Raw genomic sequence first — 16019 nt, 5'->3', positions numbered from 1 at the left:
GACGACCGGCCCGGGACGGCGCCGCAGCGGCATCGGTCAGGCCGGACCGGCGAAGGGGGCTGCCCGCGCATCGCCGATCCCCTAGAGCATTTTCCGACGAAGTGGATGCCGGTTCGTCGCAGAAAATGCGGCAAGATCAAAGATCGAGAGCAGCACCCGATTGCAACGTGATCGGGTGCTGCTCGAGAGGCTGTGATGGCCCGCAGACAGGTGTTGTGCGGGCCATAGCAGCCTCTAGAGGTGGGCTGCGCCCCGTCTACGGGCGCCCCGCCCTGGCAACGGGCGCCCCGCCCGCCCTGGAGAGCCGCCATGACCGTCGCCGTCTCCATCGTCTCGCTGCTCCTCGTCCTCTTCCTCATCAGCCGCGGGGTGCCCGGGCGGCAGCTCCTCGTCATCCTGGCGGTGACGGCGGCGGTGGTGCTGCTCATCGTCGGGGTCGAGCGGTCCGGCCTGTGGCCGGCCGAGCTGCACACCCGCTGAGCCGCCCCGTGGCGATCCTGCCCCTGCTGCGCTACCCGGATGCCTGCCTGCGGCGGGCGGTGCCGCCGGCCGCCCTCCCCGACCCGCGCGTCGCCGCCTTCGCGGCGGACCTCGCCGAGACGCTCGACGCGCATCGCGCGATCGGCCTCACCGGGCCGCATGTCGGGGCTTCGATCCGGCTCACCGTGATCCGGCTCGGGCCGGGAGCCCCGCTCATGACCTGCGTCAACCCGCAGGTCGTCCACGCCTCCCCCGAGACGGCGCGCCACCGCGAGGGCAGCGTGGCGATGCCGGGCGTCGACGAGGAGGTCGAGCGCCCGGCCCGGGTGCGGGTGCGCTACCAGGACCTCGACGGCACCGCCCGCGAGGTCGAGGCCGAGGGCTTCCTCGCCGCCTGCCTGCAGCACGAGATCGACCAGCTCGACGGCGTGTTCTGGACCGAGCGCCTGTCGCGCCTGAGGCGCGAGCGGCTGCTCAAGCGCTTCGCCCGCGCGGGGCGCTCCTGACCACCCGTCGGCCCCGGCCGGCGGCCCGGGCGGTAGGCCAAGGCGATCAGGCCAAGGCGATCAGGCGAGTGCGATCAGGCGAGGGCGCCCGCGGCCCCGAGGATGCGGGCGAGGTCGGCGCGCGCCGCCTCGTCCAGGGCCGCCTGGGGCGGGACCGGGTCGCCGACCGCGAAGCCCTGCAGGGCGAGCCCGGCCTTGACGCAGGCCGCGAGGTTGTAGCGCGCGAAGGCCTGGTTCACCGCCCAGAGGTCGCGCTGGAGCGCCATGGCGCCGGCCCAGTCGCCCGCCCGCGCCCGCTCGTAGAGGGCGACGCTCTGGCGCGGCACCAGGCAGGCCGGCCCCGCCATCCAGCCGACGCCCCCGATCAGCATCACGCAGGCCGGGATGTGCGAGGAGGCGGCGAAGACCCGCATCCGCCCCTCGGTCTCGCTCAGGATGGACAGGAGCCGCCCGGTATTGGTCGAGGCGTCCTTGATGTAGCGGATGTTGCCGACCCGGGAGAGCCGCCGGATCAGCGGCAGCGACAGGTCGGCGCGCTGGAAATGCGGGTTGGTGTAGAGCACGACCGGCCCGTCCACCGCCGCCGCGATGGCGGTGAAATAGGTCTCGATGCCGTCGTCGGGCACCGGGAAATAGGCCTCCAGGGTCGCCATGACGCCGTCCGCCCCGCGCTCCATCACGGCGCGGGCGAGGGAGACCGCCTCGGCCGTCGCGGTCGCGGCCACGCCCGCGATCACCGGCACCCGCCCCGCCGCCGCCTCGACCACGGTCTCGACCACGGCGAGCTTCTGCGCGGGGGTGAGGTAGGCGAACTCGCCGGTCGAGCCGAGGGGCGTGAGGCCGTGCACGCCGGCCGCGATCAGGTGCTCGACGAGGTCGGCCAGCACCGGGCGCATCACCCGGCCCTCCGCGTCGAGGGGCGAGACGAGGTAGGGGAAGACGCCGTGGAGGTCGCGCATCGGCTCGGGTCCGGGGCGGGAGGGACGGGATCGGGATCAGCCGCCGAGCTGCCGGTTGCAGGCGGAATAGTAGCCCCCGCCCCGGGCGGTCCAGCGCAGGCCGCCATTGCCCCGCCCGGCCGCCCGGTTGGCGCGGTACTGGTCGAGGCAGGTCAGGCGCCGGGCGATGCCGGGCGAGCGGTCCGCGTAGGCCGGCGCCACGGCGGCGGGGAAGCGCAAGGCGGCGGGTGCCGCGGGCGGCGGCACCGGCACCGAGGGCAGGTTCGAGGCGAAAGGGTTCGTCACCAGCGCGCCCTGGGCGGCGGTCGGCTGCGCGACGGAGATCGCCAGGGTGGCGAGCGGGAGGGCGGCGAGCGGGAGGGCGAGACGGCGCGTCATGGCGCCCATTCTACGGCAGGGCGCGGCGCCGCGGGAGCGCCGGCCGGCTTTGACCCAGCGCCGCCCCCGCTCCAGGGTGGGGCGGGGCCGCGCCCGGGCGCCGGCCCGAACGGGAGCGAGTCGATGACCGAGAGAGTCGCCGTGGTGACCGCCGGAGGCAGCGGGATGGGGGCGGGGGCCGCGCGGCGGCTCGCCGAGGAGGGGTTCCGCCTCGCGATCCTGTCCTCGTCCGGCCGCGGCGAGGCGCTGGCGGCGGAACTCGGCGGGGTCGGCGTGACCGGCTCCAACCAGTCCAACGACGACCTCGCGCGCCTCGTCGACCTCGCGATGGCGCGGTTCGGGCGGATCGACGTCCTGGTCAACAGCGCCGGGCACGGGCCGCGCGCCCCGATCCTCGACCTCTCCGACGAGGAGTGGCACCGCGGCATGGAGGTGTATTTCCTCAACGTGGTGCGCCCGACCCGCCTCGTCACGCCGATCATGCAGCGCCAGGGCGGCGGCGCGATCGTCAACATCTCGACCTTCGCGGCCTTCGAGCCCGATCCGGCCTTCCCGACCTCGGGCGTCTTCCGGGCCGGGCTCGCCGCCTTCGCCAAGCTGTTCGCGGACCGCTACGCCCCGGAGAACATCCGCATGAACAACGTCCTGCCGGGCTTCATCGACAGCCTGCCGGAGAGGCCGGAGCGGCGCGCCAGCATCCCGCTCGGCCGCTACGGCACCGTGGCGGAGGTGGCCGAGGTCGTCGCGCTCCTCGCCACCGCGCGGGGCGGCTACATCACCGGGCAGAACATCCGGGTCGACGGCGGGCTGACCCGCGCCGTGTGACGCGAAGAGGCCCGCCGGGGCGACCGACGGGCCTTGTGGGCAGGGGCCACGCCCCAGGGTTGCCGGTATCTTGGGGTCGGCGCGGTTAGGATGCCGTCTCGGCCCGCGCCGGATCTGACCGCCCTGGAGCCACTATCCCTGTCGGATCTGGTCCGGCGGCGTGTCCTCGCCGCTTTCGGCCGTGCGGGTCGCCTGAGGGTGATGGCCGTGAGCGCACATCGCTGACCTCCTCTCGTCGACTTCGACCCGGTCATGCTGCGCCCGTTCGGGGGCGCGGGTCAAGCGGCCAGTGAGCCGGCTCACACCGGCGCTGACGGCTCATGACCGCCGGTTCCGCCCTCGCATTTCTCGCCACGCCTCCGGCCCGGGGTCGCCCCTTCGAGAGGCGCGACGGCCCGGTCCGTCGGCATCCTGGGCCGTGCATCACACCACGTGCAGGATCGCGTCCTTCACCACCCGGGCGACGATTTCGCAGGTGAGCTCGCTCGCGGCCGCGTGGGTGACCTGGCGGTCGTCGCGGTCGTGGTCGAGGGCCGGGTCGCAGGCGCTGGCGAGGAAGTAGCCGGCATCCGTGATGCTCATCACGTAGACCGGCGAGGCGCGGCCGCTGCCGCGGTTGATGAGCATGAACTGCGTGTAGGCCTGCTCGAAATCCGGGCGGCCGCGCAGGGAGGGCCCGCGCTCGACGAGGACGCCGCAGGGGGCGAGCTGGGCGGCGGCGGCTTCGAGCACCTCGGCGGCGATGCCCTTCAGCAGGGCGACGCGCCGCAGGTCCTCGGGCGAGAGCGGCGCGGCGGGGGCGGGCGCCGCGGCCGGCTCCTCGGCGGCGTGGCGCTTGCGGCGCTGCTCCTCGAAGAAGGACGCGAAATCCGACAGCACCGCCGGCGCGCAGCAGGGCGACGGGGTGGCGGCCTCGACGCGGGGCTCGCTCTCGGCCATCGCGACTCTCCCAGATCCCAACCGGCCCAAACGCCGCGGAGCTTAGTTCGGATGCGCGCTGCGGCAAGCGACCGCGGCAGTCATGTCGACGGCCCAGGGTGCCGACGCATCCGGCCGTCGGCCCTCTCGACGGGTCGACCCCGAGCCGGAGGCTTGGCGACCCCTGCGCATCATTCCGCCGGCCGGGACCGGCCGGTGCCGACGTGGCCACCGGTTCGGCGGCGAACCGAAGCACCGCGTCAGCGAAACATGATGCGACACCAACAGACCAAGCAGGATGGCCCCATGCAACTTTGCTTGGAGAACGGAACCGACGGTCATGAGAGATGACCGTTCGTGTCATACGGGATCCGCGTGATCGCAGCGGATCCCGGATCACGCGCCCGCGCGGCGCCTGAGCGCGGCGCCTGAGCGACGCCGACATCCGCATGGCCGAAATCGGAGATGGCGAAGCCATCAACCGGATGGCGTATCAGGCGCGGGCCTCCTGACGGGCGCGCCGCCGCTCGTAGGTCTTGAGATGGGTGAGCACCGTGTCGAGATGCGGGAAGGGCGCCTCGGGCGCCCCGGCGCGGCCGCGCCGCAGCAGGTCGCCGACGATGTGGTCGGCCTCGATGGCGGCCCCCTTCTCGATGTCGCGCAGCATCGAGGCGGTGAAGGCGGAGCCCTCGGCCGTGAGGGTGCCGCGGCTGGTCTCCAGGAACTTCTCGCGCGGGGCGTAGCCGGCCTGCGCGGCGATGCGGCGGCACTCGTCGAGGAGGCCGAGCATCAGCGCCCGCCCCCCGGCGCCCCGACGATGTCCCCGACCGTGCCCCGCATCAGGCAGGTCCCGCCCGCGAGCGTCGCGAGGAAGACCCACTTCTCCCACATCTCCAGCAGCACCTTGTCGGTGAGCCGGGCCGTGAAGGTGGCGTCCCGCATCAGCGCCGCGACCGCCTCGACCCGGGCCGAGCGCGTCCCGTCCCGCTCGCCGAAGGTGAGGCTGTGCAGGTCGCTCATCTGCACGATCTCGCCCTCCGGGCCGAGCGTCGCCGCGATGGCGCAGGAGCCGCCGAGCACGCGCGCGGGCCCGAAGCGGGCGTCGAGGGCGTCGAGATGGGCCATGCCGTTGAGGATCGGCAGGATCGCGGTCCCGGGCCCGACCGCCGGGGCGAGGTCCTCGATCGCGCCGGCGAGGTCGTAGGCCTTGCAGCTCAGGAGCACGAGGTCGTAGGGGCCGGGAATCGCGCCGGCCGTGACGGTCGCCGGGGCCGCCAGGTGCGCGTCGCGCACCGGGCTCTTCACGGTGAGGCCCCGGGCGGCGAGGCGCGCGGCGCGCGCGGGCCGCACCAGGAAGGTCACGTCCCGCCCGGCCTCGGCGAGCCGCGCCCCGAAATAGCCGCCCGTCGCGCCCGCCCCGACCACCAGAACCCGCATCGCGCCTCTCCCTGGAGCCTTGCCCGACGAGGCCGCGACCGGTTCGTCGGACGAGGCGGCCTCGTCGATGACCGCGAGCGGGATCCGATCGCCGCGTGGCCGGATCCCGCTCGGGGCCGCCCACAGGGTATGGCACGCCCGCGGCCGGAACAGCTTCGCATCCCCTGCCCTTTCGTCCAAGGTGGGAGCGCCCGGGTCGGGAGCGCGGGCGGTTCATGGAGGATGGCGCGGCATGCGCAGGGTCGGATCGTGGCCGCGCGTCTCGGGCCCCCTGCGCCGCCGGATCATCGATCCCGGGACGCGCCGCGCCCTCTTCCTGGTCGGGGGCCTCTGCGTCGGAGCGGCGGCGGTGCTGATGGCGCAGCTCGCGGACGCCGCCCAGGCGGCGCTCCAGGCGATGCTCGGCGTCTCGCCCCTCCTCGCGCTGGCGGTGACGCCCCTCGGCTTCGGCCTCGCGGCGCTCCTCGCCCGCACCATCTTCCCGAATTCCGAGGGGAGCGGCATCCCGCAGGTGATCGCCGCGCGCCACATCGCCGATCCGGCCCGGCGCGCGGGCCTGGTCTCGCTGCGGGTCGCCTTCGGCAAGATCGTGGTGATGACGCTCGGCCTCCTCTGCGGCGCCTCGACGGGGCGCGAGGGGCCGACCGTGCAGGTGGGCGCCGCCCTGATGGCGGCGGCCGGCCGCCGGGCGCCGGAGCACCAGCGCGGCCTCCTGCTCGCGGGCGGGGCGGCCGGGGTGGCGGCGGCCTTCAACACGCCGCTCGCCGGCATCGTGTTCGGGATCGAGGAGCTCAGCCGCTCGTTCGAGGCCAGGACGAGCGGCCTCGTGCTCGGCACCGTGATCGCCGCGGGCCTGACTTCCCTCGCCCTCGTCGGCAACTACGCGTATTTCGGCACGACGGCGGCGAGCCTGCCCTTCGGGCCGGCCTGGCTCGCGGTGCCGCTGTTCGGCCTCCTCGGCGGGGTCTGCGGCGGGCTGTTCAGCCGCATCGTGATCGCGGCCGCCCGCGGGCTGCCGGGGCGGCCGGGGGCGCTGATGCGGGCGCATCCGATCGCCTTCGCGATGCTGTGCGGCCTCGGCGTCGCCCTGTGCGGGCTCGCCACCGGCGGCCACGTCCACGGCACCGGCTACGCGGAGGCGAGGGCGCTGCTGCACGGCGAGGCCGCGCCCGCGCCCTGGTTCGGCCCGGCGAAATTCGCCGCCACCACGCTCTCCTCGATCAGCGGCATTCCGGGCGGGCTGTTCGCGCCCTCGCTCGCGGTGGGGGCGGGGCTGGGCGCGCACCTCGCCCCGCTGCTCCCGGCGGCCCCGGCCGGCGCCCTGGTGCTGATCGCCATGGTGGCCTACCTCGCCGGCGTGCTGCAGGCGCCGATCACCTCCTTCGTGATCGTCTCCGAGATGACCGAGGCCCACGCCCTGGTGATCCCCCTGATGATCGCCGCCCTGCTCGCCGACGCGACCTCGAAGCTGATCTGCCCCGAGGGGCTCTACCACGCCCTCGCGGCGCCGATCATCGCGCGCCTCGCGCCCTCGCGCGGCCCCGCCTGACCGCTTCTCATCGCCGGAGCCCCGTGCTATCGGGGTCCCCGCGCGGGTGTAGCTCAATGGTAGAGCAGCAGCCTTCCAAGCTGAATACGAGGGTTCGATTCCCTTCACCCGCTCCAAGGACTTCAAGCACTTAGCTGCCAGTCCGAGCCGCCCGAGAGGGCGGTTTCGTTTTCCGGGCAACACGACGGGTAACAGCGAGCGGCACCGAATCGTGCCGCTCACGTGGAGCCTTGAGCACCATCAGCCGATCGGCCCGCCCCAATCCCTCCCGTGGTGTGAGCCGGCTCTGTAGATCCAGCCAAGCAACGGGGATACCCCACGAGGTGCTCCTCGACGGGTTAAGATTGTGCCCGCCCTCGCGCGCGTCAGGACCACGAATTCGCAAAGGCGTAGCATGGTGCGGATTACGGAACCCACGGACAGCCTCCAGAAGACCTCTGAGCCGGTCCGGCCAGGGCGCAAGTCGAGGGGCTGTTTATCGGCCTCTCATCCGCCATCCGGTTGACGGCTTCGCCATCTCCCCTTTCGGCCATGCGGATGTCGGCTTCGCGCAGGCGCCGCGCGGGCTCGTGATCATCTGCCGCCTACTGTGGCGGCCGGAAGCGTCTGGACGGGCGTGGCGGGGTTGGAATGCAACCGCCTGGAGTTCAGGGTCTAAACCCACTCAACGTATTGCGATGATGAGCATAACGTGATTCCAGACGCCTCCCAGATGGCGGAGGCCATGGCAGAGCTGTTCTGGCTGTCGGACGAGCAGTGGCAAACGATCGCGCCGTTCATGCCCACCAACCGGCCCGGCGCTCGCCGCAAGGATGACCGCACGATCCTCTCGGGCATCCTTCGTCCTCAAGAGCGGCCGCTGGCAGGACTGTCCTCCTGAGTACGGGCCCGCGACCACCGTCTACAACCGCTTCACCAGGTGGTCGCGCCGCGGCTTCCGGACCGCCATGCTGGCCGCCCTGGCCAAAGCCGGGTGGTCCGGCGAGGCCGCCGCCCTTGAGGCGACCTGCGTCAAAGCCCAGCGGAGGGCCCACGGGGGAAAGGGGGGCCCGCGCACAGGAGATCGGTCCCTCGCGCGCTGGCGCGACGACCAAGATCCACGTCCTCACCGACGTGATCGGCCGACCGGGGGTCATCCACCTCACGCCCGGCAACGCCAGCGACGTGAAGACCGCGCCCGCCGGGCTGGCCCAGGCGCCCGGCCGGGTGCATCGGTTGATCGCCGACAAGGGCTACGATGCCGACTGGCTGCGGCGGAACCTGCGGGAGCAGGGCATCAGCGCGGTCACCCCGCTACCCGCGCCCGCACACGCAAGATCCGGCTGGACAAGCAACGCTCCCGTGACCGCTGGCGCATCGAGGCGGTCTTCTGCCGCCTGAAGGACTTCCGGCGCATCGCCACCCGCGACGACGAACTCGCCCGCAACTTCGCTTCCGCGCTCGCCCTCGCGGCTGTCGTCGCGTTCTGGTGCCGATTGAGTCTGGACCCTAGGATACACTTGGCCGTGTCCGCCCACGTGTCTCCGATCTTCTTCGCATCGCTCTTCTGGATCGCATCGAGCTGCTTCTTCAGCTCGGCCACCGTTTTTCCAAAGCGATCGCAGACTTTGCAAGGAGAGGGTTCGCGTCAGACATCTTCGGCCTCTACGCTCAGGGGGCGCAAATTCTGTGGATGGGGTGGATCTTCTGCTCGGCGGCGGCATTCCCGGTATAAGCTGCATGCAGTCACTCTAAAACATATGTTAACAGCGTAAGGAGACCGCCGAATGCCTGAGTTTGAAAGCAAAGCTCCCACGCAAGAGGGTGCACTGATCGAACAGGTGGCCGATATTGTTTCGGCCTATGTCTCGAGCAACCGGGTGTCAGCAGGTGAGTTGCCAAGCCTCATCGCTTCGCTTCACACTGCCCTTCAGGGCCTTGGGAAGCCCGCCACGCCACCGGCAGAGGAGACGCCCAAGGCGACTGCCGCCCAGATCAGGAAGTCGATCACGCCGGATGCCCTGATCAGCCTCATCGACGGAAAGCCCTACAAGACGCTCAAGCGGCACCTCACCACGCAGGGCCTGACCCCGGACGAGTACCGGAAGAAGTTCGGTCTGCCGTCCGACTATCCAATGGTAGCGTCGAACTACGCGGCCCACCGATCGGAACTCGCCAAGACCAGCGGGCTTGGCCAGCGTCGCCATCGGTCGCCAGCCGAGAAGCGCGCCAGTCCTGACCCCAAGGTGACGGCACCGGCCACGCCAAAGAGGGGGCCGGGCCGCCCACGGAGAGCTAAGGCGACCGAGTGAGGCAATGAGCGACGTCAGAGTGGCCAGCCTGTGTCACTCTGCACCATTCGGGTATGTGGCCGCGGCTGTAAGCCTGCTGTAAAATCGCTTTCAAGAATGCCAGTAGCGATGCTTTCGCGGCCAGGCTGGCGCACAAGGGGCTATCATGAAGCGGTCTGCCAGAGCGCTGATCAAGTGCCGAGTGCTACGCGAGTTGGATCGTAGTCTCGCGCAACGTAACCTTGAGCGAGTTGCCATCTTGCTTGGGCGGCAGCTCAGAATCGAGAAATACAATACTGCAGCAGCGTAAGGCTCCCTGCATGCGCTTTGATGCGGGATACCGTTGGAGGATAGCCCGGACGGCCAAATTGAGCGCGGGCACCTTCTCGAAGCAGCCCGGTTCTGCGCCCGACCAGCCCGGGCAGGCTCGCAGTTGAGCCCAGAGGGCGGCCAGATCGCACCTCACGCCCTCTGCCGTTGCCAGACCGTCCAGTTCGGTTCGCTGGTCCGATCGGCGGCAGGTTCACGCGGGTGCCCTCCTCATCGCCCGGGAGCCTGCACGCGGCCTCCATCCAGGAGGGGTGGACGTCGCGACGACCGCCGTGTGGTGGCGCATCAGGTTCATGATCGACTTGGCAATCGGATCACCGGCCGACGCAGTGACTCGCGGCGTCTGCGGCTTATGTCCCGATCACAGCGGGCTTGAATAAGTTCGCCGCGACAGTCCAGGCTCAGGACAGATCGGGGCCGGAATGCGCCCGTTCCAGACCTTCGACCGATGCCGCCGGAATGGCCGCTCGACACCCGACAGCGGCCATTCGAAGTCGGCGGCGGCCTCCTCACGCTTCATGAGTGCTGGGCGGTGAGTGGCACCACGGATGCAGTGTGGCTGCATCGGGGTGTGAGTGGGGCGGTCGCACCGGCTGGTGCCTCGGCTGCCGGCCGAACGGTCCGGAGATCAGGGCGTGGCGCAAGCTCGCGCCCTACCGGCGCCCCACGCTCCCGCGTGAGCTGCCGCGCGGGTTGGAGCAGGTGAAGCGGGAGCCGGAGGCGGCCGACCCGACCCGCGCTTCACTCTAAGGGGATACCGCAAACCGAACCGTTGGTCGGGCGCTTGACACGCGCGCTGCGGAGGTCTTCTGTTCCGCCTTCGGGAAGCGATCTCCCGACGAGGCTCCGGCTGAAGAATCGCGTCCAGCCTGCATCTCTTGCAAGGACGCGCCATGCCTACGCCCAACGCCATCCCTGTCGATAAGCTCGTTCGCCTGATCGGCACCCCCGGCTGCCCGGTGCTCCTCGATGTGCGCACCGAGGAAGATTTCGCCGCGGACCCGTGCTTAATCCCGAGCGCCGTGCGCCGCCCCTGGGCCGAGGTAGCCTCGTGGGCCGGCGCCCTCGCTGGCCGCTCCGCCATCGTAATCTGCCAGCGCGGCCAGAAACTCAGTCACGGCGTGGCCGCCTGGCTGCGCCAGGAAGGCGTGCCGGCCGAAAGCCTGGAGGGCGGCACCGAGGCGTGGCGCGCCGCCGAGCTGCCGACGGTGCCGGACGCCAAGCTGCCAACCCGCGACGCCCGGGGCCGGACGGTCTGGGTCACCCGCGCGCGGCCGAAGATCGACCGCATCGCCTGCCCGTGGCTGATCCGCCGCTTCGTCGATCCCTCTGCCGTGTTCCTGTTCGTGCCGTCCCCTGAGGTTGAGGCGGTGGCCGCGCGCTTCGGCGGCGCCGCGTTCGACATCGACGACCCGGAGGTGGTCTGGAGCCACCGCGGCGAGCTGTGCACCTTCGATGTCTTGGTCGAGGAGCTGAACCTCGGCACCGCGCCCCTGCGCCAACTGGCTGCGATCGTCCGTGGCGCCGACACCGCCCGGCTCGACCTCGCGCCCGAGGCCGCGGGCCTGCTCGCCGCCTCGCTCGGGCTGTCGCGGATGTACGCCGACGACCTGGAGCAGCTCAATGCCGGCATGCTCCTCTACGACGCCTTCTACCGCTGGTGCCGCGACGCCACCGACGAGACCCACAACTGGCCGACCAACAAGCCCAAGCCGGGGGTCTGACGATGAGCAGCACGGTGAGTGCCACCACGCCGGGCATGGTGGCCGCCGGCCCCGTTCCGGTCACCCTGGCGCAGGCCCTGCCGGTCTGGCTGCGCGTGGCCGGCCTCTCGTTCGGCGGCCCGGCCGGCCAGATCGCGGTGATGCACCGCATCCTGGTCGAGGAGAAGCGCTGGATCTCCGAGAACCGCTTCCTGCACGCCTTGAACTTCTGCACGCTGCTGCCCGGGCCGGAAGCGCAGCAACTCGCCACTTACGTCGGCTGGCTGATGCACGGCAGCCGCGGCGGCCTGGTGGCCGGCGGGCTGTTCGTCGTCCCGGGCATCCTGGCGATCATGACGCTCAGCTGGATCTACGCGCTGTATGGCCAGGTCGGCCTGGTGGCCGGCCTGTTCTTCGGCCTGAAGGCGGCGGTGCTCGCCATCGTGCTCCAGGCCGTCCAGCGCATCGGCCGGCGGGCGCTCAAGAGCCGGGTGATGGTCGCGCTGGCGGCCGCGGCCTTCGCGGCGATCTTCGTCTTCGACGTGCCGTTCCCGCTGATCGTGCTGGCGGCCGGCGTGATCGGCTATTTGGGCGGCCGCGCCGGCCGGCCGGAGTTCCGGGCCGGGGGCGGCCACGGCAGCGGCAGCACGGTCGCTGAAGGCCCCTTCCTGCTCGGCGACGACGAACTCCCGCAGGAGCATGCCGCGCCCAGGGACACCGTCCGCGTGCTGGGCGTCTGGGCGGCCATTTGGCTGCTGCCGGTCGCCGCCATCCTGCTCGCCCTCGGGCCGAACGACGTGTTCAGCCACGTCGCGGTGTTCTTCTCCAAGATGGCGATGGTGACGTTCGGGGGCGCCTACGCGGTGCTGGCCTACGTCGCCCAGCAGGCGGTGGAGCATTACGGCTGGCTCAAGCCCGGCGAGATGCTCGACGGTCTCGGCATGGCCGAGACCACGCCCGGCCCCCTCATCATGGTCACGCAGTTCGTGGGCTTCATGGCCGCCTTCCGGGCGCCCGGCGCGCTGCCGCCGCTCGTCGCCGGCACGCTCGGCGGGTTGCTGACCACCTGGGTGACCTTCGCGCCCTGCTTCCTGTGGATCTTCGTCGGCGCCCCTTACATCGAGCGCTTACGCGGCAACCCGGCCCTGGCCGGCGCCCTCTCGGCCATCACCGCGGCCGTGGTGGGGGTGATCCTCAACCTCGCGGTCTGGTTCGCCCTCCACACGGTGTTCACCCAGGTGCAGCCGGTCGCGCTTGGGCCACTCCGGCTGGAGGTGCCGGTCCTCTCCAGCGTGAACGTCCCGGCGCTACTGCTGGCGCTGGCCGCGATCGTCGCAGTGTTCCGCTTCCAGGTCGGCATGATCGTGACCCTGGCCGCCTGCTCAGCGGTGGGGCTGGCCCTGTATCTCGTGGGGATCGTCTGATGCGCGCTTCCTGTCGCACGCGCGGGCTGGGTGCCGCCGCCCTGCAGACCGGCTTGGTGCCGGCGCAGCCGGCACCGGCTGCGGGGGTCTTTCAGCAGCTCACCGGGCCGCAGATCCGCGCCCGCCTGGTCGGCAAGGAGGTCACCGACGAGGTGCACTGGTCCTACCAGTTCGCGCCGGGTGGCCGGCTGCAGGCCGTGTCCATGGGGCGGCCGCGGACCGGCACCTGGCGGCTCAAGGGCGACACGCTGTGCCTGGATGACGACCCGTGTGTCCAGGTCTGGATGGCCGGCAGCCGCGTCGAACTGCGCCGTGACCGCGCTCTGCCCGAGGAGGGTGTGCTGCAAGCTCCGGTCCGGCGCCGCTGACGCCGGCCTCACCCACCGCTGATGACGAAGGAGATGACCATGCGTTCGTGGATGACTCCCGTTCTCGCTCTCGGGCTGGTGGTGCTTGCGCCGTCCGCGCAGGCTGCCGAGCCCTGGCAGCAGGCGATCGCCAGCGGCCTCGGCAAGGCCGGCACGGAAATGCCGGGTGGGGTCTACCGGGTCGGGCTGCCGCGGACCGATCTGAAGGTCACGCTCGACGGCGTGACCCTCAAGCCGACCTTCGCCCTGGGGTCCTGGCTCGCCTTCAGGAAGGTCGGTGAGAACCAAGCGATGGTGATGGGCGATCTCGTGCTCACTGAGGACGAGGTGAACCCGGTGATGGCCCGCCTGCTCGAGGGCGGGGTGGAGATCACGGCCCTGCACAACCACCTGCTGCGCTCCTCGCCCAGCACCCTCTACATGCACGTCTCCGGGCACGGGGAGCCCGGGAAGCTCGCCACCACGCTGATGGGCGCGCTCGGCGCCAGCCGGACGCCGTTCGGCGCCGAGACCGCCGCGGGCACGCCTCCGGCCGGCAATCCAAGCCCGGCCCCTGCGCAGGCGACGCCGGCGGACCAGACCCCAAACCTCGACACTGCGGCCATCGACGCAGCGCTCGGACGAAAGGGCAAGCTCAACGGCGGCGTCTATGCCGTCAGCGTGCCGCGCGCGGAGACGCCGAAGGACCACGGCATGGAGGTGCCGGAGGCGATGGGTTCGGCCATTGCCATCAACTTCCAGCCGACCGGGAGCGGCAAGGCGGCCATTACGGGTGACTTCGTGTTGACCGCCAAGGAGGTCAATCCGGTACTCGCGGCCCTGCGCCAGAATGGCATCGAGGTGACTGCCCTGCACAACCACATGCTCGACGATGAGCCGCGGCTGTTCTTCATGCACTTCTGGGCCAATGACAATGCCGGCAAGCTCGCGAAAGGGCTGAACGAGGCCCTCAAGCACATCAACGTCGCGCCGGGCGGCTAGAGCGGCACCCGATCACGTTGCAATCGGGTGCCGCTCTCGATCTTTGATCTTGCCGCATTTTCCGCGACGAACCGGCATCCACTTCGTCGGAAAATGCTCTAAGGCCACGCGCACAGGCCAGCCAGGCCGCTCGTCGCGAGCAGCACGCAATGAGGGGACCGGCTGGCCCCGGGGTGATCAGGCCTGCACGCGATCAGGGGAGATCGGGATGACCTACGCCATAAAACCGCTCGGTTGCGACCCCGCCCGGATCAAAGGCATGTCGGAACGGCTGATCATCAGCCATTACGAGAACAGCTACGGGGGCGCCGTGAAGCGCCTGAATCTCCTAGAGGAACAGATCTCCGGGTTGGACTACGAGACCGCCTCCGGCTTCATGATCAACGGGCTCAAGCGCGAGCAGTTGATCGCGATGAACTCCATGATCCTGCATGAACTCTTCTTCGATGGGCTCGGCGAGGAGAGTGAACCGGGGCCGGCACTGCGTCACGCCCTCGCCCGCAGCTTTGGTTCGGTCCGGCGCTGGCGCTCGGAGTTCGTCGCCATGGGCAAGGCCCTGGCCGGCGGTTCCGGGTGGGTGCTCCTGTCCTGGTCGCCGCGGGACGGCAAGCTGGTCAACCAGTGGGCTGCCGACCACGCGCACACGCTGGCGGGAGGCGTGCCGATCCTGGCGCTCGACATGTACGAGCATTCCTACCACGTCGACTACGGCGCCAAGGCCGCGACCTACGTCGACACCTTCATGCAGGCGATCCGCTGGGAGAACGCGACGAGGCTATTCTTAGCCTTGGGTCATGATGGCTACACAGAAACCCCGGGGTAAGTCGACTCTCTCCAAAAGTGACAGGCCCATGTCGTCGAAGCTCTTCGGATCCGTTCTTGCTCAGGTGGCGGCCGGCCTGCTGCTTGCCGCCCAACCCGCGCCAGGATTGGCCGCCGGCACCACACCGTTGCTGCTTGACCGAACGATCCCGCTCGGCGACGTGCGCGGCCGCATCGACCACCTTGCCTTCGATGCTGCCCGGCACCGGCTGCTCGTCGCCGAGCTCGGCAATGGCAGCATCGGCGTCATCGACGTCGGCGACGGTCGGCTCGTGCATCGCATCGCGGGCCTCCGTGCGCCGCAGGGCATCGCCTATCTGGCCGACAACGACACCGTGTTCGTGGCGAGCGCAGGTGACGGCACCGTGCGCCGCTACAGCGGCTCGGATTACGCGCCGCTCGGCGCCGTGAGGCTGGGTGAGGACGCCGATAACCTTCGGATCGATCCGCGTGCGAAGCAGGTCGTCATCGGCTACGGGCAAGGCGCGATCGCGGTTCTTGGGCCGGACGGCACCAAGCTGGCGGAGGTCCCGCTCGCCGGACATCCCGAGGCGTTCCAGCTCGACGCTCAGGGACGCCAGATCTACGTCAATGTGCCCGAAGCGCACGAGATCGCGGTGCTCGATCGCGACAACGGCCGCCAGATCGCGCGCTGGAGCCTGCCCTCTGCGGGCGGCAACTTCCCGATGGCGTTGGACGAAGCCGGCGCGCGGCTCCTCGTCGTCTATCGGTCTCCTGCCCTCCTGGCCGTCTTCGCCGTGCAGGACGGGAGCGTGCTTGCCCGGGTGCCGACCTGTGGCGACGCGGACGACATCTCCCTCGATCCCAAGCGCCGGCGGGTCTACGTCAGCTGCGGACAAGGTGTGGTCGACGTCCTGCAGGAGGACGGGCGCTCCTATCGCGCCCTCGCGCGCATCCCGACCCGACCAGGGGCGCGGACCTCCCTGTTCCTGCCCGCGCTCGACCGTCTGCTCGTGGCGGCGCCCGACACTGGCACAGCGGGCGCGGCCGTCTTGGTGTTTCGACCCGTCGATTAGGGGTGGGCAGATGTCACGAACTCAGCCGGACT

Annotated in this window: 14 protein-coding genes, 1 tRNA gene and 2 pseudogenes; 13 read left to right on the top strand and 4 right to left on the bottom strand. The window is 70.9% G+C overall.

What is annotated here, in order from left to right:
• The first annotated feature begins 309 nt into the window (after nucleotides 1–309).
• A complete protein-coding gene (locus QA634_RS31155) occupies nucleotides 310–480 on the top strand; it encodes a hypothetical protein (RefSeq protein ID WP_012335820.1) in 171 nt (56 codons plus the stop codon).
• A gap of 8 nt (nucleotides 481–488) precedes the next feature.
• On the top strand, nucleotides 489–986 hold the full coding sequence (locus QA634_RS31150; protein WP_012335819.1) for a peptide deformylase: 498 nt from the start codon (nucleotides 489–491) through the stop codon (nucleotides 984–986).
• Nucleotides 987–1060: 74 nt separating this feature from the next.
• Here QA634_RS31150 and QA634_RS31145 read toward each other — a convergent pair whose 3' ends face one another.
• On the bottom strand, nucleotides 1061–1945 hold the full coding sequence (locus tag QA634_RS31145) for a dihydrodipicolinate synthase family protein (protein ID WP_012335818.1): 885 nt from the start codon (nucleotides 1943–1945) through the stop codon (nucleotides 1061–1063).
• Between the two features lie 36 nt (nucleotides 1946–1981).
• Nucleotides 1982–2323, bottom strand: a complete 342-nt coding sequence (locus tag QA634_RS31140; RefSeq protein WP_012335817.1) for a hypothetical protein — start codon at nucleotides 2321–2323, stop codon at nucleotides 1982–1984.
• Nucleotides 2324–2446: 123 nt separating this feature from the next.
• Between QA634_RS31140 and QA634_RS31135 the strand changes: the two genes are divergently transcribed.
• Entirely contained in the window at nucleotides 2447–3148 is a 702-nt protein-coding gene (locus QA634_RS31135) for an SDR family oxidoreductase (protein ID WP_012335816.1), read from the top strand.
• Nucleotides 3149–3571: 423 nt separating this feature from the next.
• On the opposite strand, the gene QA634_RS31130 is transcribed toward QA634_RS31135, so the two are convergent.
• A complete protein-coding gene (locus QA634_RS31130; RefSeq protein WP_012335815.1) occupies nucleotides 3572–4087 on the bottom strand; it encodes a hypothetical protein in 516 nt (171 codons plus the stop codon).
• A gap of 472 nt (nucleotides 4088–4559) precedes the next feature.
• Nucleotides 4560–5503 (bottom strand): annotated as a pseudogene (panE, locus tag QA634_RS31125) (2-dehydropantoate 2-reductase).
• A 232-nt stretch (nucleotides 5504–5735) separates the two neighbouring features.
• Between panE and QA634_RS31120 the strand changes: the two are divergent.
• From QA634_RS31120 to QA634_RS31070, 10 genes and pseudogenes are all read left to right on the top strand, one after another.
• Entirely contained in the window at nucleotides 5736–7052 is a 1317-nt protein-coding gene (locus QA634_RS31120) for a chloride channel protein (protein ID WP_012335813.1), read from the top strand.
• Between the two features lie 42 nt (nucleotides 7053–7094).
• Nucleotides 7095–7168, top strand: a tRNA-Gly gene (locus QA634_RS31115).
• 608 nt (nucleotides 7169–7776) lie between these two features.
• Nucleotides 7777–8524, top strand: a pseudogene (locus QA634_RS31110) (IS5 family transposase); the annotation flags it as partial.
• A gap of 294 nt (nucleotides 8525–8818) precedes the next feature.
• On the top strand, nucleotides 8819–9343 hold the full coding sequence (locus QA634_RS31105) for a MucR family transcriptional regulator (RefSeq protein WP_012335812.1): 525 nt from the start codon (nucleotides 8819–8821) through the stop codon (nucleotides 9341–9343).
• A 1202-nt stretch (nucleotides 9344–10545) separates the two neighbouring features.
• The gene (locus QA634_RS31095) at nucleotides 10546–11376 is read left to right on the top strand and encodes a chromate resistance protein ChrB domain-containing protein (RefSeq protein WP_012335811.1); all 831 of its coding nucleotides are present in this window, start codon (nucleotides 10546–10548) and stop codon (nucleotides 11374–11376) included.
• A 2-nt stretch (nucleotides 11377–11378) separates the two neighbouring features.
• Complete coding sequence (gene chrA / locus QA634_RS31090) at nucleotides 11379–12779, top strand: chromate efflux transporter (protein ID WP_012335810.1); 1401 nt, start codon at nucleotides 11379–11381, stop codon at nucleotides 12777–12779.
• A complete protein-coding gene (locus QA634_RS31085; RefSeq protein ID WP_012335809.1) occupies nucleotides 12779–13147 on the top strand; it encodes a hypothetical protein in 369 nt (122 codons plus the stop codon). Before chrA ends, QA634_RS31085 begins: the two co-directional genes overlap by 1 nt.
• 51 nt (nucleotides 13148–13198) lie before the next feature.
• Entirely contained in the window at nucleotides 13199–14128 is a 930-nt protein-coding gene (locus QA634_RS31080; RefSeq protein ID WP_012335808.1) for a DUF1259 domain-containing protein, read from the top strand.
• 208 nt (nucleotides 14129–14336) lie between these two features.
• Nucleotides 14337–14951 carry a superoxide dismutase gene (locus tag QA634_RS31075; protein ID WP_012335807.1) on the top strand — a complete coding sequence of 205 codons (615 nt, stop codon included), beginning with the start codon at nucleotides 14337–14339 and terminating at the stop codon, nucleotides 14949–14951.
• Nucleotides 14952–14979: 28 nt separating this feature from the next.
• Nucleotides 14980–15987: a YncE family protein gene (locus QA634_RS31070; RefSeq protein WP_012335806.1), complete on the top strand. Its 1008-nt coding sequence runs from the start codon at nucleotides 14980–14982 to the stop codon at nucleotides 15985–15987.
• Nucleotides 15988–16019: the final 32 nt, after the last annotated feature.

The organism is Methylobacterium sp. CB376, assembly GCF_029714205.1.
Lineage (GTDB): Bacteria > Pseudomonadota > Alphaproteobacteria > Rhizobiales > Beijerinckiaceae > Methylobacterium.
This window is presented reverse-complemented; position numbering and strand designations above follow the sequence as displayed.